This window comes from Nocardiopsis sp. RV163 (assembly GCF_001029525.1).
GTDB lineage: Bacteria > Actinomycetota > Actinomycetes > Streptosporangiales > Streptosporangiaceae > Nocardiopsis > Nocardiopsis dassonvillei.
In genome coordinates, this window is sequence record NZ_LEKI01000022.1 from 22,398 (window position 1) to 40,043 (window position 17,646).

General features: G+C 72.2%; 15 protein-coding genes. 8 read left to right on the plus strand and 7 right to left on the minus strand.

The annotated features are described in order from the left end of the window. Positions 1-127: 127 nt before the first annotated feature. From ABD54_RS06635 to ABD54_RS06645, 3 genes are all read right to left on the minus strand, one after another. Positions 128-1,366: a M20 family metallopeptidase gene (locus tag ABD54_RS06635; RefSeq protein ID WP_047868545.1), complete on the minus strand. Its 1,239-nt coding sequence runs from the start codon at positions 1,364-1,366 to the stop codon at positions 128-130. A 25-nt stretch (positions 1,367-1,391) separates the two neighbouring features. Continuing rightward, on the minus strand, positions 1,392-2,564 hold the full coding sequence (locus tag ABD54_RS06640; RefSeq protein ID WP_047868546.1) for a glutamate--cysteine ligase: 1,173 nt from the start codon (positions 2,562-2,564) through the stop codon (positions 1,392-1,394). Positions 2,565-2,745: 181 nt separating this feature from the next. Further along, positions 2,746-3,870: a YihY/virulence factor BrkB family protein gene (locus tag ABD54_RS06645; RefSeq protein WP_047868547.1), complete on the minus strand. Its 1,125-nt coding sequence runs from the start codon at positions 3,868-3,870 to the stop codon at positions 2,746-2,748. Between the two features lie 100 nt (positions 3,871-3,970). Between ABD54_RS06645 and ABD54_RS06650 the strand changes: the two genes are divergently transcribed. The 5 genes from ABD54_RS06650 (at position 3,971) to ABD54_RS06670 (ending at position 9,623) form a co-directional block, all read left to right on the plus strand. Next, on the plus strand, positions 3,971-5,095 hold the full coding sequence (locus ABD54_RS06650; protein ID WP_047868547.1) for a YihY/virulence factor BrkB family protein: 1,125 nt from the start codon (positions 3,971-3,973) through the stop codon (positions 5,093-5,095). Between the two features lie 181 nt (positions 5,096-5,276). Beyond that, a complete protein-coding gene (locus ABD54_RS06655; RefSeq protein ID WP_047868546.1) occupies positions 5,277-6,449 on the plus strand; it encodes a glutamate--cysteine ligase in 1,173 nt (390 codons plus the stop codon). A 25-nt stretch (positions 6,450-6,474) separates the two neighbouring features. After that, a complete protein-coding gene (locus ABD54_RS06660) occupies positions 6,475-7,713 on the plus strand; it encodes a M20 family metallopeptidase (RefSeq protein WP_047868545.1) in 1,239 nt (412 codons plus the stop codon). A gap of 186 nt (positions 7,714-7,899) precedes the next feature. After that, complete coding sequence (locus ABD54_RS06665) at positions 7,900-8,994, plus strand: adenosine deaminase (protein WP_047868544.1); 1,095 nt, start codon at positions 7,900-7,902, stop codon at positions 8,992-8,994. Beyond that, a complete protein-coding gene (locus tag ABD54_RS06670) occupies positions 8,994-9,623 on the plus strand; it encodes a PH domain-containing protein (protein WP_200904057.1) in 630 nt (209 codons plus the stop codon). Before ABD54_RS06665 ends, ABD54_RS06670 begins: the two co-directional genes overlap by 1 nt. 398 nt (positions 9,624-10,021) lie before the next feature. Here the strand turns inward: ABD54_RS06670 and ABD54_RS06675 are convergent, their stop codons facing one another. Together ABD54_RS06675 and ABD54_RS06680 are read right to left on the minus strand one after the other, a co-directional pair. Beyond that, positions 10,022-10,846, minus strand: a complete 825-nt coding sequence (locus ABD54_RS06675; protein WP_047868542.1) for a purine-nucleoside phosphorylase — start codon at positions 10,844-10,846, stop codon at positions 10,022-10,024. An 87-nt stretch (positions 10,847-10,933) separates the two neighbouring features. Continuing rightward, a complete protein-coding gene (locus tag ABD54_RS06680) occupies positions 10,934-11,488 on the minus strand; it encodes a gamma-glutamylcyclotransferase family protein (protein ID WP_200904056.1) in 555 nt (184 codons plus the stop codon). 165 nt (positions 11,489-11,653) lie between these two features. Here ABD54_RS06680 and ABD54_RS06685 point away from each other — a divergent pair, with 165 nt between their 5' ends. Genes ABD54_RS06685 through ABD54_RS06695 form a run of 3 tightly spaced genes read left to right on the plus strand, consistent with a single transcriptional unit; the run spans position 11,654 to position 14,144 of the window. Further along, a complete protein-coding gene (locus tag ABD54_RS06685; RefSeq protein ID WP_047868541.1) occupies positions 11,654-13,033 on the plus strand; it encodes an NAD(P)H-quinone dehydrogenase in 1,380 nt (459 codons plus the stop codon). 48 nt (positions 13,034-13,081) lie between these two features. Then, positions 13,082-13,468 carry a zf-TFIIB domain-containing protein gene (locus tag ABD54_RS06690; RefSeq protein WP_082166714.1) on the plus strand — a complete coding sequence of 129 codons (387 nt, stop codon included), beginning with the start codon at positions 13,082-13,084 and terminating at the stop codon, positions 13,466-13,468. Positions 13,469-13,502: 34 nt separating this feature from the next. Continuing rightward, the gene (locus ABD54_RS06695) at positions 13,503-14,144 is read left to right on the plus strand and encodes an AAA family ATPase (protein WP_047868539.1); all 642 of its coding nucleotides are present in this window, start codon (positions 13,503-13,505) and stop codon (positions 14,142-14,144) included. 372 nt (positions 14,145-14,516) lie between these two features. Here ABD54_RS06695 and ABD54_RS06700 read toward each other — a convergent pair whose 3' ends face one another. Further along, positions 14,517-15,770: a hypothetical protein gene (locus ABD54_RS06700; RefSeq protein WP_047868538.1), complete on the minus strand. Its 1,254-nt coding sequence runs from the start codon at positions 15,768-15,770 to the stop codon at positions 14,517-14,519. Positions 15,771-16,041: 271 nt separating this feature from the next. Beyond that, complete coding sequence (locus ABD54_RS06705; protein ID WP_047868548.1) at positions 16,042-17,484, minus strand: dicarboxylate/amino acid:cation symporter; 1,443 nt, start codon at positions 17,482-17,484, stop codon at positions 16,042-16,044. Positions 17,485-17,646 lie beyond the last annotated feature (162 nt).

Consider the following 17,646-nt stretch of genomic DNA (forward strand, 5'->3'; position numbering starts at 1 on the left):
CGAACGGCCGGGCTGCGGCCGGGAGCCGGGACGGCGGGCGGGGAGCCGGGCGGTGCTATGCGCTCGGGCGCGCTGGGGTCCGCCGCGGTGCGCGCGGCGGCTCGGGGCTCCCCGCCCGCGGGCCGTCTCAGGCCATGGCCTCCTCGGTGCCCACGCGGGTGTCGCGGCGCGAGCTCTCCCACAGCGCGGTCAGCGCGGTGGTCACCATGAAGCGGGTGCCCGTGCCGATGGCGCGCTCGTCCACGTCGAAGGTGCCCCGGTGCAGGTCCAGCATGGGTCCGTCCCAGTCCGGGGAGTGGGTGCCCAGGCGGGCCAGCGCGCCGGGGACGTGCTCCAGGTACCAGGCGAAGTCCTCGCCGCCCAGGCTCTGCGGGGTGGAGGCCGCCGCATCGGGACCCAGGGCGGCGGCGACGGCCTCGCGCATGAGGGCCACGCTGGTCGCCTCGTTGATGGTGGGCGGCACGCCCCGCCGGTAGGTCACCTCGGCCTCGGCGCCGTAGGCCGAGGCCACCGACTCCACCAGCCCCTTGATGATGTCGGGGGCCGCGTGCCAGGCCTCGTCGTCCAGGCAGCGCACGGTGCCCTCGGCGACGGCGTCGTCGGGGATGACGTTGGGCGCGGAACCGGCGCTGATCCTGCCCCACACCAGGCTGAACCCGGCACGGGGGTCGATCCGCCGCGACAGCGCGGCGGGCAGCTCGGTGACGACCTTGCCCAGGGCGTAGACGAGGTCGGAGGTCAGGTGCGGGCGCGCGGTGTGCCCGCCCGGGCCCGACAGCCGCACCATGAGCTGGTCGCAGGCGGCGGTGATGCCGCCGGTGCGCAGCCCGACCCGGCCCGCCATCAGGCGTGGGTCGCAGTGCAGGGCGAAGATGCGGTCCACACCCTCCATGGCACCGGCGTTGACAACCTCCACCGCGCCGCCGGGGAGCTCCTCTGCGGGCTGGAAGACGAGGCGGACCCGGCCGGGCAGCGCGCCCGCCCGCTCCAGCTGCGCCAGGAACACCCCGGCCGCCAGCACGACCGTGGTGTGCACGTCGTGCCCGCAGGCGTGGGCGACCCCCGGCACGGTGGAGCGGTAGGGGACGTCCTTCTCGTCCGTCAGGGGCAGGGCGTCGATGTCGGCGCGCAGGGCCACCAGGGGACCGGCGCCGGATCCGACGTCGCAGACCAGACCGGTGCCCTGGGGCAGTTCCCGCGGTTCGAGGCCCACCTCGCGCAGGCGTTCGGCGATCCGCCCCGTGGTGCGGTGTTCGGCGAAGGCGAGTTCGGGGTGCATGTGCAGGTCCCGTCGGAAGCCGCTCAGCTCCCGCCCGTGCCGCGCCAGGAAAGCGGTCAACTGTTCCGGCAGGTCATGTCCCTGCATGCGAGGGTCCCCTCTTCTCCACGTCTCAGCGTGTACCGGCTCCGTCGCCGGCACCGACCCTTGCGCGGGTGGGAGGACCGCCCTGGAGCTCGGCGGCGAGCATGTCCACGACGTCGTCGAGGGACCCGCCCTCGGCGATGACCGCGCGCTGACGTTCGTAGGAGGCGCCCTTGTCCAGGATCTCGGAGATCAGGTCCAGGTCCTCGGCGCAACCCAGGCGGGTCGCGACCGGTCTCAGCTCGCGGACCAGCTCGTACAGGTCGTCGCGGAGCGGAACCGTGGTCCCGCGCGCGTCCGTGATGACACGAGCGTCGAGTCCGTAGCGGGTGGCACGCCACTTGTTGTCCTTCACCACCCAGGACGGCGGGCTGGGCAGACCGTACCCGCGGTCGAGCTGGTGATCGAACAGCTCCACCAGGCTCTGAGAGAGCGCGGCGGCCATTCCCACCTCGCGCAGGGTGGGAATACCGTCGAACATCCGGATCTCGATGGTGCCGAAATCAGGGTGCGGACGGATGTCCCACCACACTTCCTTGATAGAGGCGATGGTACCTGCCCGGAGAAGCGTTTCGAGGTATTCCTCGAAAGCGGCCCAGTGCGGGAGGTTCGGCGGCGGCCCCGCGGTGGGCAGCGTGCCGAAGATGACGGACCGGGAGGAGGCCAGGCCGGTGTCCTGTCCGCCCCAGAACGGGCTGGACGCGCTCAGGGCGAGGAAGTGCGGCAGGTAGTGCGACAGGGCGTTGACCATGGGGATGGCCTTGTCCCTGTCGCGCACGCCGACGTGGACGTGGACGCCGCACGTCAGGATGCGCCGGACCAGCCACTGCATCTGCTCGACCAGCTCGCCGTAGCGCTTTCCGGGGCTGAGCTCCTGGTCGCGCCAGTCGTCGATGGGATGGGTTCCCGAGCAGGTCAGCGTGGTCCCCCAGGGCGCGAGGACCTCCCTCATGCGGTCGAGGTTGCGGCCCAGGTCGCTCCTGGCCTCCTCTACGGTCTCGCAGATCCCGGTCACGACCTCCACCTGGGACTGCATGAGCTCGTGGCGGAGCGGCGGGGCGGAGTCGGAACTGAGCTCGGGGAGTTCGGCGAGGAGCTTGGGCGCCTCCTGCCTCAGGTGCCGACTGCGCCGGTCGACGAGCTGGAGTTCCCACTCCACTCCGATCGTCGCGCGTTCGGACGAGTTGAATGCGATTCCCATCTGCCCTCCGAAGGGGGTGTTTGCGGCCGTCCTCGGCCGTCGCACCGTCGCGCCCCGGAGAACCGGTCAACCGGGACAGGGGAGGACTACCCCTCACGCACCGCACACATACGGGACAACCGCCCCGCTTCATACGAATTCCGTGGAAAGAATTTCTGTTTCGGACGAGTCGCCGGAGCGCCTACGCGCGGTCGCCGCGGCGTCGGCGCAGCGCCCACGCCGCGGTGCCCGCGGCGCCGGCCGCCCCCAGCAGGGACAGCACCCCGGCCAGCGCGCGCCGGGCCCGGCGGCGCTCGGCCGCCTCACTCGCCGACACCCGGGCCGAAACCCCCGCGACCCAGTCCGGGCGGGTCCAGTCCATGCCGTGCTCCTCCGGCAGGGGCAGGGAGCCGGTGTAGGGCGGCGGCACCGGCAGCCACGTGGCCGTCCACGCCGCGCTGAACATCACCAGGCGCATCACGAGGTTGATCCACACCAGCAGCCCCACCAGGACGGCGAAGGACGCGTAGACGGGGTTGCTGAGCGTCCCGGCGAGCAGCACCGCCGCCGCGGCCTTGAGGACCTCGAACCCGACCGCGCCCAGCAGGGCTCCCCTCCACATCATCCGCGTGGGCCGACCGCTGCCCGACAGCAGCGCGAAGGCCAGCACGAAGATCGCCATGTTGGCGCCGACCGCGATGGCCAGGGCGAGCGCGCGCAGGGACAGGTTGGCCAGGAGGGAGCTGTCCAGGCCCACCAGCCCGAGGAGCCACTGCGTGGCGGCCTGGGCGACGCTGGTGAAGGCCACCGCGAGCAGCAGCGCCGCGCCCAGGCCCAGCATGACCAGCAGGTCGGCCAGCTTGCGCAGGAGGAGGTTGGGGCCCTCCTTGAGGTTCTTGAGCCAGATGGAGTGCAGGGCCTCGCGCAGCGCGGACACCGCGTTCAGGCCCGCGTAGAGCAGACCGAGCACACCGATCACACCGGCGCCCACACGGGCCTGGGCGATCTCGTCGATGGGCAGTTGCTCGGACAGGCCCGGCAGGACGCCGTCCAGGGCCTGCTGGAGGTAGTCCCCCACCTCGACCTGCACGGCGGCGAGGTAGCCGACCGCCGCGAAGGCCAGCGCCAGCAGCGGGAAGAAGGACAGGAAGGCGAAGTAGGTGACCGCCCCGGCCAACTGGTTGCCGTTGCGGTCGGCGTAGCGCTCGTAGGCCCGGACCAGGTGGTCGACGGCGGGCCTGCGCCTGCGCATCTCCCAGTACGTGTCCATGCCCAGGTTCCGGTAGTGCCTGCCGGCGTCCCTGGCCCTGTCCAGCGCTGCGGCCACGCGGCCTCCCTCTCCGTCGCACGTGTCACCCGTGTCCCTACCCCGCGCGGCCGCGCGGGGTAGGGACACGGGTGACACGTGCGACGGAGAGGGAGGCCGCGTGGCCGCAGCGCTGGACAGGGCCAGGGACGCCGGCAGGCACTACCGGAACCTGGGCATGGACACGTACTGGGAGATGCGCAGGCGCAGGCCCGCCGTCGACCACCTGGTCCGGGCCTACGAGCGCTACGCCGACCGCAACGGCAACCAGTTGGCCGGGGCGGTCACCTACTTCGCCTTCCTGTCCTTCTTCCCGCTGCTGGCGCTGGCCTTCGCGGCGGTCGGCTACCTCGCCGCCGTGCAGGTCGAGGTGGGGGACTACCTCCAGCAGGCCCTGGACGGCGTCCTGCCGGGCCTGTCCGAGCAACTGCCCATCGACGAGATCGCCCAGGCCCGTGTGGGCGCCGGTGTGATCGGTGTGCTCGGTCTGCTCTACGCGGGCCTGAACGCGGTGTCCGCGCTGCGCGAGGCCCTGCACTCCATCTGGCTCAAGAACCTCAAGGAGGGCCCCAACCTCCTCCTGCGCAAGCTGGCCGACCTGCTGGTCATGCTGGGCCTGGGCGCGGCGCTGCTGCTCGCGGTGGCCTTCACCAGCGTCGCCCAGGCCGCCACGCAGTGGCTCCTCGGGCTGGTGGGCCTGGACAGCTCCCTCCTGGCCAACCTGTCCCTGCGCGCGCTCGCCCTGGCCATCGCGGTCGGCGCCAACATGGCGATCTTCGTGCTGGCCTTCGCGCTGCTGTCGGGCAGCGGTCGGCCCACGCGGATGATGTGGAGGGGAGCCCTGCTGGGCGCGGTCGGGTTCGAGGTCCTCAAGGCCGCGGCGGCGGTGCTGCTCGCCGGGACGCTCAGCAACCCCGTCTACGCGTCCTTCGCCGTCCTGGTGGGGCTGCTGGTGTGGATCAACCTCGTGATGCGCCTGGTGATGTTCAGCGCGGCGTGGACGGCCACGTGGCTGCCGGTGCCGCCGCCCTACACCGGCTCCCTGCCCCTGCCGGAGGAGCACGGCATGGACTGGACCCGCCCGGACTGGGTCGCGGGGGTTTCGGCCCGGGTGTCGGCGAGTGAGGCGGCCGAGCGCCGCCGGGCCCGGCGCGCGCTGGCCGGGGTGCTGTCCCTGCTGGGGGCGGCCGGCGCCGCGGGCACCGCGGCGTGGGCGCTGCGCCGACGCCGCGGCGACCGCGCGTAGGCGCTCCGGCGACTCGTCCGAAACAGAAATTCTTTCCACGGAATTCGTATGAAGCGGGGCGGTTGTCCCGTATGTGTGCGGTGCGTGAGGGGTAGTCCTCCCCTGTCCCGGTTGACCGGTTCTCCGGGGCGCGACGGTGCGACGGCCGAGGACGGCCGCAAACACCCCCTTCGGAGGGCAGATGGGAATCGCATTCAACTCGTCCGAACGCGCGACGATCGGAGTGGAGTGGGAACTCCAGCTCGTCGACCGGCGCAGTCGGCACCTGAGGCAGGAGGCGCCCAAGCTCCTCGCCGAACTCCCCGAGCTCAGTTCCGACTCCGCCCCGCCGCTCCGCCACGAGCTCATGCAGTCCCAGGTGGAGGTCGTGACCGGGATCTGCGAGACCGTAGAGGAGGCCAGGAGCGACCTGGGCCGCAACCTCGACCGCATGAGGGAGGTCCTCGCGCCCTGGGGGACCACGCTGACCTGCTCGGGAACCCATCCCATCGACGACTGGCGCGACCAGGAGCTCAGCCCCGGAAAGCGCTACGGCGAGCTGGTCGAGCAGATGCAGTGGCTGGTCCGGCGCATCCTGACGTGCGGCGTCCACGTCCACGTCGGCGTGCGCGACAGGGACAAGGCCATCCCCATGGTCAACGCCCTGTCGCACTACCTGCCGCACTTCCTCGCCCTGAGCGCGTCCAGCCCGTTCTGGGGCGGACAGGACACCGGCCTGGCCTCCTCCCGGTCCGTCATCTTCGGCACGCTGCCCACCGCGGGGCCGCCGCCGAACCTCCCGCACTGGGCCGCTTTCGAGGAATACCTCGAAACGCTTCTCCGGGCAGGTACCATCGCCTCTATCAAGGAAGTGTGGTGGGACATCCGTCCGCACCCTGATTTCGGCACCATCGAGATCCGGATGTTCGACGGTATTCCCACCCTGCGCGAGGTGGGAATGGCCGCCGCGCTCTCTCAGAGCCTGGTGGAGCTGTTCGATCACCAGCTCGACCGCGGGTACGGTCTGCCCAGCCCGCCGTCCTGGGTGGTGAAGGACAACAAGTGGCGTGCCACCCGCTACGGACTCGACGCTCGTGTCATCACGGACGCGCGCGGGACCACGGTTCCGCTCCGCGACGACCTGTACGAGCTGGTCCGCGAGCTGAGACCGGTCGCGACCCGCCTGGGTTGCGCCGAGGACCTGGACCTGATCTCCGAGATCCTGGACAAGGGCGCCTCCTACGAACGTCAGCGCGCGGTCATCGCCGAGGGCGGGTCCCTCGACGACGTCGTGGACATGCTCGCCGCCGAGCTCCAGGGCGGTCCTCCCACCCGCGCAAGGGTCGGTGCCGGCGACGGAGCCGGTACACGCTGAGACGTGGAGAAGAGGGGACCCTCGCATGCAGGGACATGACCTGCCGGAACAGTTGACCGCTTTCCTGGCGCGGCACGGGCGGGAGCTGAGCGGCTTCCGACGGGACCTGCACATGCACCCCGAACTCGCCTTCGCCGAACACCGCACCACGGGGCGGATCGCCGAACGCCTGCGCGAGGTGGGCCTCGAACCGCGGGAACTGCCCCAGGGCACCGGTCTGGTCTGCGACGTCGGATCCGGCGCCGGTCCCCTGGTGGCCCTGCGCGCCGACATCGACGCCCTGCCCCTGACGGACGAGAAGGACGTCCCCTACCGCTCCACCGTGCCGGGGGTCGCCCACGCCTGCGGGCACGACGTGCACACCACGGTCGTGCTGGCGGCCGGGGTGTTCCTGGCGCAGCTGGAGCGGGCGGGCGCGCTGCCCGGCCGGGTCCGCCTCGTCTTCCAGCCCGCAGAGGAGCTCCCCGGCGGCGCGGTGGAGGTTGTCAACGCCGGTGCCATGGAGGGTGTGGACCGCATCTTCGCCCTGCACTGCGACCCACGCCTGATGGCGGGCCGGGTCGGGCTGCGCACCGGCGGCATCACCGCCGCCTGCGACCAGCTCATGGTGCGGCTGTCGGGCCCGGGCGGGCACACCGCGCGCCCGCACCTGACCTCCGACCTCGTCTACGCCCTGGGCAAGGTCGTCACCGAGCTGCCCGCCGCGCTGTCGCGGCGGATCGACCCCCGTGCCGGGTTCAGCCTGGTGTGGGGCAGGATCAGCGCCGGTTCCGCGCCCAACGTCATCCCCGACGACGCCGTCGCCGAGGGCACCGTGCGCTGCCTGGACGACGAGGCCTGGCACGCGGCCCCCGACATCATCAAGGGGCTGGTGGAGTCGGTGGCCTCGGCCTACGGCGCCGAGGCCGAGGTGACCTACCGGCGGGGCGTGCCGCCCACCATCAACGAGGCGACCAGCGTGGCCCTCATGCGCGAGGCCGTCGCCGCCGCCCTGGGTCCCGATGCGGCGGCCTCCACCCCGCAGAGCCTGGGCGGCGAGGACTTCGCCTGGTACCTGGAGCACGTCCCCGGCGCGCTGGCCCGCCTGGGCACCCACTCCCCGGACTGGGACGGACCCATGCTGGACCTGCACCGGGGCACCTTCGACGTGGACGAGCGCGCCATCGGCACGGGCACCCGCTTCATGGTGACCACCGCGCTGACCGCGCTGTGGGAGAGCTCGCGCCGCGACACCCGCGTGGGCACCGAGGAGGCCATGGCCTGAGACGGCCCGCGGGCGGGGAGCCCCGAGCCGCCGCGCGCACCGCGGCGGACCCCAGCGCGCCCGAGCGCATAGCACCGCCCGGCTCCCCGCCCGCCGTCCCGGCTCCCGGCCGCAGCCCGGCCGTTCGGCGCGGCGACCCGCGTCCGCCTGTCGGGACGGCTCCCCGGCTGGTGGCATCCTGAATCCATGAACCAGCCACTCACAGCCGACCAGATCCGGCGGGCGCCGAAGGTACTGCTGCACGACCACCTCGACGGCGGGCTGCGCCCGGCCACCGTCGTGGAACTGGCCCGGGAGACCGGCTACACCGGTCTGCCCACCTACGACGCGCAGGAGCTGGGGCGGTGGTTCCGCGAGGCCTCCGACTCCGGCTCGCTGGAGCTCTACCTGGAGACGTTCGCGCACACCACGGCGGTCATGCAGACCCGTGACGCCCTGGTGCGGGTCGCCGCCGAGGCCGCGGAGGACCTGGCCGCCGACGGCGTGGTCTACGCCGAGCAGCGCTACGCACCCGAGCAGCACCTGGAGGCCGGGCTCACCCTGGAGGAGGTCGTCGAGGCCGTCCAGGAGGGCCTCGAACTCGGCCAGAAGCGCGCCGCCGACCAGGGGCGCAGCATCCGCACCGGCCAGCTCGTCACCGCCATGCGCCACGCCGCCCGCTCCTCGGAGATCGCCGAGCTGGCGGTCCGCTACCGCGACGCGGGCGTGTCCGGGTTCGACATCGCGGGCGCCGAGGCGGGCAACCCGCCCACCCGGCACCTGGACGCGTTCGAGTACCTGCGCCGGGAGAACTTCCACTTCACCATCCACGCGGGCGAGGCGTTCGGCCTGCCCTCCATCTGGGAGGCCCTGCAGTGGTGCGGGTGCGACCGCCTGGGCCACGGCGTGCGCATCATCGACGACATCGACACCGAGGGCGGCGCCCCGCGGCTGGGCCGCCTGGCCCAGTACGTGCGCGACAAGCGGGTGCCGTTGGAGATGTGCCCCAGTTCCAACGTGCAGACCGGAGCCGCGGAGTCCATCGCCGACCACCCCATCCGGCTCCTGCGCGACCTGCGCTTCCGCGTCACCGTCAACACCGACAACCGCCTCCAGAGCGGCACCAGCCTGTCGGAGGAGTTCGCCCGGCTCTGCGAGGCCTTCGGGTACGGCTGGGACGACATCCAGTGGTTCACGGTCAACGCGATGAAGTCGGCCTTCCTGCCCTTCGACGAGCGCCTGGCGCTGATCAACGGGGTCATCAAGCCCGGCTTCGCGCAGCTGAAGTGGACGACCTCCTGATGGAAGGCCCCAACCCCACCACCCACTACTCCACCTTCACACGGGTGGCGGCGATCGTGTGGATCGTGATCGCGGCCCTGCTGCTGGTGGACGTGCTCCTGCGCGGCGAGGGCCGCCAGGCCTGGATCGCGGGGGCGCTGCTGATCGCGACCGTCTCCGCGGTCTACCTGGTCTGGCTGCGCCCGCGCGTGGTCTCCACCGAGCGCGGCCTGAGGGTGGTCAACCCGCTGCGCGAGACCTTCGTGCCGTGGGCGGCGGTGCTCTGGGTGGACGTCACCGACGTCCTGCGGGTGCACACTCCCGGGGGCGTGGTGCGCTCGTGGCCGCTGCGCGAGACCAAGCGCCAGCGGGTCCGCGACAACATGCGACGGGAGGGGGGATTCCTCGATCCGGACGACGAAGGGGACCCCGCTTCCACACGTCCGGTGGACCTGTCCGCCCGGCAGCTCCGCCAGGACGCCGAGCGCCACAAGGCGCGCCCGCTCAGCGGACCGGTCAGGGACGTGGACGAGGCGGGCCCCGCCGCGCTGGGCGCGCAGGACGAGCCGCAGACCATGGTCCCCCTGGAGGTGATCGCGGTCATCGGCGCGACCGCGGTCCTGCTCGCGGCGGTGTTCCTGCTGGCCTGAGCGCCGCCGCTGCCGGGTCCGGCCCGGCCCCGCCCCCGTGTGGCGGCCGGGTCCGCCACGTCCGGGGTTGACGCGCCCCCGGAGTTCTGGTTAGGTAAGGCATGCCTAAGGGAGAGTGTTTCGGGCGGGCGACTTCGCGCGGATGGCCGTCCGCCCGGACCTTGCCCGAGGGCGACGCGCGCGGTTCAACTGAATAACGGAAGTACAGGGTGCCCAGGTCGCGAGTCCAACGGGATCTGCGGGGATTCCGCGCGGCGCGGGCACCGGGGCAAGCACTGCCTCCGACCGGAACCCGGTCGGTACCGTCCATCCCAGGCCTCGGGGTGTACGCTCGCCACGCCGGTACCGGACGGGCCCGGTCGGAGGCGCCCCACCCCCGCAGCCGTCGAGGCCGCCCCCTAGGACTGGCCGATCACCCTGTTGAGCAGCTCGCCCAGCCTGCGGGCCCGCTGCTTGACCACTTCCAGGGCGCGCTCGGCCTCGAAGGGCTCGAACACCGCCCCCACGGCGTCGTTGCTGACCACCGCCAGCCCCAGCACCTCGGCGCCCGCCTCCACCGCCGCGACCGCCTCCAGGGCGATCGAGTGGCCCACCAGGTCCGCGCCCGCCTGGCGCAGCACCTTCAGCTCCGCCGGGGTCTGCGTCTGCGGCCCCGTCGTGCACGCGTACACGCCCTCGGGGACCGAGGCGTCCGCCTCCTGGACGGCCCGTCGCAGCCGGGGGCTGTAGGCCGACGACAGGTCCACGAACGAGGGCCCCACCAGCGGCGACCGGGCGGTCAGGTTGATGTGGTCGCGCACCACCACGGGCTGCCCCGTGGCGAAGTCGGCGCGCAGCGACCCGGCGGCGCCCGTCAGCACGGCGGTCGCCGCACCCGCCGCCACGCCAGTGCGGACCGCGTGGGCCACCTCCAACGGGCTGCGGCCCTCGTAGAGGTGCACGCGTCCCATGAACACGATGACGCGCTTGTCGCCCACCCACATGCTGCGGATCTTGCCGGAGTGCCCCTCGGCGGCGGGTTCGTGGAAGCCGGGAAGGTCGGCGGCGTCCAGTTCGATGTCGTACGAGCCCAGCGTGTCCACCGCGCCCGCCCAGCCCGAGCCGAGTACCAACAGCGCGTCGAAGCTGTCGGCACCGGTACGGGACAGGAGTTCGCGCGCCGCGTCGGCCGCCAGCTCCCCGGCCTCGCCGGTCGTCCTCGGCTGCTGCTCTGGTTCCGTCACACGACGGATGCTACCCCCGGGTGACCGCGCCGTCCGGGAGCGTGCGCACGTGTGTTCCCGCGCCCGGCCCGAAGGGGGACGCGGCGGTCACAGCTCGGTGGGCAGGCACTCCCGTGCGAGCAGCTCGGAGACGTACCAGTCGGGCGCCCCGGCCTTCTCGGCGGCCACCGCCAGCTCGCCCAGTTGGATAGCCGAGGGCATTCCGCCCTCGTAGCCGTCGAGCACGTAGGCCCAGGCCGTCACCACACCGTGGTCGGCCGTCCGGGCGCGCACCGTGACCTTGCGGTAGGCCCGCCCGTCGCCCGCGACCGACCACAGCGCCCGACTGCGCCGCAGTCTCTCGTACTCGTCCTCGGACACGCCCCGCAGACGGCTGTGGCCCCCGCGCGGCACATCCAGGGCGCCCTGCCAGAAGTCCAAGTGGGGTTCGTCCCATTCCATGAGGTCGTACAGCGCCACGAAGACCCGACGACCGGCGTCCTCGACCAGGGTCGCCAGCGCGCCCCCGGGTTCGGGCAGGCACTCGCCGAAGGTCAGCCGCCAGCCCTCCAACCAGCCCGTGGTGATCAGGGGCGAGTGCGGGGCCCGCCGGGCCATCTGACCGGGGTGGAGACCGGTTCCGTACGCCGCGTAGATGGACACGGGGCCATCGTAGACCGCTCGGCCCGGGGTGCCTGCTATTTCCCCCGGTCGGCATGGCCGACAATGGGAGCAAGCGACGAAAACAGGTGGTGCCGCGCCATGCCCGCATATCGCCCGGACCGGGGACGCGCGTGGCGGCCAGGCCGCAGAGGGAGTGAGGCTAGCGTGACGAAGGTCGTGATCATCGGTGGCGGACCCGGGGGCTACGAGGCGGCACTGGTCGCCGCGCAGCTCGGCGCGGACGTGACGGTGGTGGAACGCGACGGCATCGGCGGCGCCTGCGTCCTCACCGACTGCGTGCCGTCCAAGAGCCTGATCGCCACCTCCACCCGCACCACGTACGTACGCGAGTCCGACAGCCTCGGCATCCGCATCCGCGACGCCCAGGACGAGGACGCGGTCCGGGTGGACACCGACCGGATCAACTCCCGCATCAAACTCCTGGCCCGGGCGCAGTCCGACGACACCCGCGCCCGCCTGGTCAAGGAGGGCGTGGAGGTGGTCAGCGGCGAGGCCCGCCTGGTCGACCCGCACATCGTGGCCGTGGGCGACGAGCGCCTGCGCGCCGACGTCGTCCTCATCGCCACGGGCGCCCACCCCCGCGAACTGCCCTCCGCCAAGCCCGACGGCGAGCGCATCCTCACCTGGCGCCACCTCTACGACATGGAGGAGCTGCCGGAGCGGCTGATCGTGGTCGGCTCCGGCGTCACCGGCGCCGAGTTCGCCAGCGCCTACCAGTCGCTCGGCTCCGAGGTCACCCTGGTCTCCTCGCGCGACCGCGTCATGCCCACCCAGGACGCCGACGCCGCCGAGGTGCTGGAGCAGGTCTTCATGCGCCGAGGCATGACCGTGCTCAACAAGACCCGCGCGGAGTCGGTGGTACGCACCGAGGACGGCGTGCTCGTCACCCTCTCCGACGGCCGCACGGTGGAGGGCAGCCACTGCCTGATGACGGTCGGCATGATCCCCAACACCCAGGACCTGGGCCTGGAGGAGGCCGGTGTCCGCCTGGGCGACGGCGGCTTCGTCGAGGTCGACCGGGTCTCGCGCACCACCGTCCCCGGCGTGTACGCCGCGGGCGACTGCACGGGCGTGAACATGCTGGCCTCCGTGGCCGCCATGCAGGGACGCATCGCCATGTGGCACGCGCTCGGCGAGGCCGTGTCCCCTCTCAAGCTCTCCACCGTGGCCTCCACCGTGTTCACCCACCCCGAACTGGCCGCCGTGGGCGCCAGCGAGGACGACGTGCGCAGCGGCCGGATCGACGGCCGGTCGGTCACCCTGCCGCTCAACACCAACCCGCGCGCCAAGATGAACGAGGTCAAGGACGGCTTCGTCAAGCTGATCTGCCGCCAGCACACCGGCATCGTGCTGGGCGGGGTCATCGTCGGCCCGCGCGCCAGCGAGCTGATCCTGGGCGTGTCCATCGCAGTGCAGCAGCGCCTGACCGTGGACGACATCGCGCACACCTTCTCGGTGTACCCGTCGCTGTCGGGCAGCGTGACCGAGGCCGCCCGCTCGCTCATGCTGGCGTCCCCGGAGTAGGCCGCCCCTTTTTACCCGCTCCTGACAAGAATCGAGTAATATCGCTTCGTGATCTGTCCCAAGTGTCAAAGCACCATGCGCACGTTCGACCGCCAGGGCGTCCACATCGACCGGTGTGACGGATGCCAGGGCATCTTCCTCGACCGGGGTGAGCTGGAGCGGGTCGTCAACGCCGAGCAGCGCCACTACGGTGTCGCGCCGCCGCCCGACCCCCACCAGGCTCCGCCCCACGGCTACCCGCAGCAGCACCGGGGCGGCTACCCGGACTCGCCGAAGGGCTACCGGGGCGGTTACCCCGACTCCCCGAAGGGCTACCGCGGCGGCTACCCGGACTCGCCGAAGGGCTACCGGGGCGGTCACGGCGGCTACCCCGACTCCCCGCGCGGCTACGGCGGACGCCGTAAGAAGAGCTTCCTCGAAGGCCTCTTCGACTGAGCCGAGCAGTCCCGACAACCTGAACGAGTAACCCGTGCACCCGCTGATCTGTACCCACTGCGGGGAATGGGACGAGACCCCCGACACCGCCGCGGGGGTCTCCGTGCTGCGCTGCGCCTTCTGCCAGCGCACACGCCCGTTCCTGCGCCTGCCCCTGTACTGCGTGTCGGGGCCGAGCGGCACCGGCAAGTCCACCATCGCCGGGGCGCTGCTGGAGCGGCTCCGCGACCGCTTCGTCGTCCTGGAACAGGACCTCCTGTGGGTCGGCGGACTCCGCGACCCCGCCGACCACCACCGCCTGTTCCGCTCCACCTGGCTGCGCACCGCCGCCATGGTCCAGCAGAGCGGACGGCCCGTCGTGCTGTGCGGCACGGTGGTGCCGCCGGAGCTGGAGCACCTGCCCGAGCGCGCCCTGTTCACCGGCGTCCACTACCTCGCGCTGACCTGCGAGCCCGATGTCCTGGCCGGGCGCCTGCGGGCCCGCCCCGCCTGGCGCGAGTGGGACGAGGAGCGGATCGCCGAGGCCCTGGAGTACGCGGCCTGGGTGGAGTCCGAGGCCGCGCGCCTGGAGCCCCCGGTCGACCTGCTGGACACCACCGGCGCCGAGCCCCGGGAGACCGCCGACGCAGTCTGCCGGTGGATCGCGGAACGGCACGTGCGGGCCACGGCCTCCTGACCTGACGCCGTGGGCTCGCGGTCCCGTCGGGGGAGACCGGACCGGTAGCGGCTGTGGGCGAGTGAGGGCGTCGGTCGCCTTCCGGTGACCGCCCCCGCCCCCGTCGGCAACCCCCGCCGGGAACAGTGCGGGAGGGGCCCTGCGGGCGGGCCCTCCCCACACCTCGAACCGTTCTCCTGATCGAGCGCCGAATGTTCGAGGGAATGCCGAAGCCTGCGTGGGTGGGGTCCCCCCTATTTCCAGGAAACCATCACCGCACCACCCACGACCAGCCCCGACTCCCGCCTGTGGAAAACGTGGAGACACGAAGAGGACCCCGAGCGGTCCGCCCGGGGCCCTCGGCCCGTCATCGTCCTGTCGGCTGTGCGCGGGTCAGAAGTCGAAGCCTCCGAAGTCCCCGCCTCCGAAGTCGCCGCCTCCGAAGTCCCCGCCTCCGAAGTCGCCTCCCCCGAAGTCCTCTCCCGCGCCGACATCACCGGCGCCCATGCCCATACCCATCATCGACCCCATCATGGAGCCCATCATCATGCCGGTGAACATGCCCATCATCATGTTCATCCCGAAGTAGCCGCTCGCGTAGGGCGAGTAGGCCGGACCGGCGTCGTAGTACGGGCGGCGCTCGCCGTCCACCTCTACCAGGCGGACGTCGGGCTGGCCGCCGGTGCGCACCGCACGCGCGCAGTCGGCGCAGGCGGTGACCTCGCGGGGCGCGCCGCCGGGCGGGGCCCAGGTCACGTCCTCCACGGACGGGCCGTGCTGCGGGTTGAAGAAGCAGGGTCCGCGCCGCTCGGGCACCGGGTCGCCGTTGAGGCGGGCCCGGGTGGCGGTCATGTAGTAGCGGCCGTCCTCCAGCGAGCTGGTGACCAGCCGGACCTGCTCGGGCTCGCGAATGTTGTCCAGCTGCGCCTTGGCCTGGTCGTAGGCGTCCATGGCCTGGGAGTAGTCGTTGCGGGTGGCGTCGTCGACCTTGGAGACGTCGATCTCCAGCCGGGCGACGTCCTCACCGAGGCGTACGACGTCCTCGGTGGCCATCTGCCGGATCTCCTCCAACTGCTTGGCCTTCTCGGCCTCGCGCCTCTTGCGGCTGCGGTGGACGAACCACGCGCCCGCGGCGACGACCGCCAGCAGGACTCCGAGGAGCACGAACCCGGAGGCGGCCCCGGCCTGCTCGGCCTCCTCGACCTGGGTGGCGGCGTCGGGGACGGCGACGAGGGTGTCGACCTGGTTGCCTCCGCCCTCCCGCACGGCGACCTCCCGGATCGCCTCGGTGTCCTCGACGTTGGGGGACAGCACCTGGAAGGTCTGGCTGCCCGCGAACACGCCGTAGACCCCGTCCCCGACCTCGTCCATGACGGGGTCCATCAGGGCGTCCAGCCCGGACTGGGAGGAGACGCTGTCGGTGGGCAGGATCACGTAGTAGACGGGGACGTCCGCCTCGGCGGCGGTCGACTCCAGGATTCCCTGCTCGGTCTCGGGGATCGCGTCGATGCTCGGGTCGATGAAGACGTTGTCTTTCCCGAGCTCCTCGGCGATCGCCTGGGACTCGGGCGGTTGGGGCTGGGCGTCAGCCGAGGCGGGCACCACCGCGGCGCTCACCATCGCCGCCGCGAGTCCGGCGGTCAGCACTGTGGGTGTTACCAAGCGGCGCAACATGATCGTTCCTCTCGCCTCCCTCTCCAACCTAGACGAACGGGTGCCCCCGCGGGGTTCCCCCTGTGCCGGAACTCACCGGCGGTACACGGGTTCACCCGTCGCGCGCGGCCTCACCGGTCGCACACGCACTGTCGCACACGCGCGGCGGCGCACGCCCGTCCGTGTGCGCTCTCCCCGCCGTACACGCGGCGCGGCCCGCCGGAGGTGCTCCGGCGGGCCGCTGCGGACGGGGTGAGGCCGTGGGTCAGCCCTGGCCGGAGGCTCCGGCGGGGACCTTCTCCACGCCGGGCTCGCCGACCTCGCCCTCGACGTCGTCGTGCGCCTCGTCCAGCGGCACGAAGCCGGAGGCGTCGCGCGGCGCGTGGTAGCGGGCCACGTCCAGGATGCCCTCGCGCTTGGCGACGATGGCCGGGACCAGCGCCTGACCGGCCACGTTGACCGCGGTGCGGCCCATGTCCAGGATCGGGTCGACGGCCAGCAGCAGGCCCACGCCCTCCAGGGGCAGGCCCAGGGTGGACAGGGTCAGGGTCAGCATGACGGTCGCGCCGGTGGTTCCGGCGGTCGCGGCCGAGCCGATCACCGACACGAACACGATCAGCAGGTAGTCGGTCAGGCCGAGGCTGACGCCGGGGAAGAACTGGGCGATGAAGATCGCCGAGATCGCCGGGTAGATCGCGGCGCAGCCGTCCATCTTGGTGGTGGCGCCGAAGGGCACGGCGAACGCGGAGTAGTAGCGCGGCACGCCCAGGTTCTGCTCGGTCACGCGCTGGGTGACGGGCATGGTGCCCATCGAGGAGCGGGACACGAAGGCCAGTTGGACCGCGGGCCACACGCCGCTGAAGTACTTCACCGGGGAGAGGCCGTTGACGCGGGCGAGCACCGGGTAGACGACGAACAGCACCAGCGCCAGGCCGATGTAGATGGTCAGCGCGAACTTGCCAAGGGCGCCGATGGTGGTCCAGCCGTAGCTGTACACGGCGTTGCCGAGCAGGCCCACCGTGCCGATCGGGGCCAGGCGGATGATCCACCACAGGGCCTTGAGCACGATCTGGAGCGCGGAGTCGGTGAAGGCGATGAAGGGCTCGGCGGCCTTGCCGACCTTGATCGCGGCGATGCCCAGGACGATGGCGATGACGATCAGCTGGAGGACGTTGAAGTCCAGCGAGGCGCTGAAACCGCCGTCCTCGGAGCCGGAGACGCTCGCGCCCAGGCCGAGGAAGTTGGCGGGGACGATGCTCTCGATGAACGCCATCCAGGAGCCGGTGCCCGAGGGCTCGGCGGCGGTGGTCGCGTCCACGCCGCTGTTGACGCCGGGCCGCACGATCAGGCCCAGGGCGATGCCGATGCCCACCGCGACCAGGGCGGTCGCGCCGAACCACAGCAGGGTCTTCCAGGCCAGCCGCGCCGCGTTGGTGACGTTGCGCAGGTTGGCGATGGAGGAGATGACGGCGAGGACGATCAGCGGCGGGACGATGGTCCGCAGCAGGGTGACGAAGGTCGAGCCGACGGTGTCGAGGGTGACGGCGAGCCAGTTGGTGGCGTCACCGGTCTCGGCGTCGGGCGGACTGAGCTGGAAGGCGACGGCCCCCAGGACGACGCCGAGGACCAGGCCCGCCAGGACCTGTGCCGCGAACGGGAAACGGAGGGTTCTGCGCTTCTTGGGCGCGTCTGTGCTCTGTGCGGACACGGGATGGGACTCCAGTGGTGGTGAAGGCAGCCGGAGGGGTACGCACGGCGGAGCGGTCGGCGCCGCCGGGGTTTCCGGCACGGGGAACGGCGGGCATCACCGAGGGGATGGTGACACGGGGAAGAAGGGTGCGCGGCGCGCTGCCCGGAAGGGCGCGCGTGG

What these genes read in the sequence shown, in the direction of transcription:
- ABD54_RS06635 (WP_047868545.1), bottom strand. Translation starts at nt 1,366, where the DNA reads ATGCAGGGACATGACCTGCCGGAACAGTTGACCGCTTTCCTGGCGCGG.
- ABD54_RS06655 (WP_047868546.1), top strand. Translation starts at nt 5,277, where the DNA reads ATGGGAATCGCATTCAACTCGTCCGAACGCGCGACGATCGGAGTGGAG.
- ABD54_RS06670 (WP_200904057.1), top strand. Translation starts at nt 8,994, where the DNA reads ATGGAAGGCCCCAACCCCACCACCCACTACTCCACCTTCACACGGGTG.
- ABD54_RS06640 (WP_047868546.1), bottom strand. Translation starts at nt 2,564, where the DNA reads ATGGGAATCGCATTCAACTCGTCCGAACGCGCGACGATCGGAGTGGAG.
- ABD54_RS06660 (WP_047868545.1), top strand. Translation starts at nt 6,475, where the DNA reads ATGCAGGGACATGACCTGCCGGAACAGTTGACCGCTTTCCTGGCGCGG.
- ABD54_RS06665 (WP_047868544.1), top strand. Translation starts at nt 7,900, where the DNA reads ATGAACCAGCCACTCACAGCCGACCAGATCCGGCGGGCGCCGAAGGTA.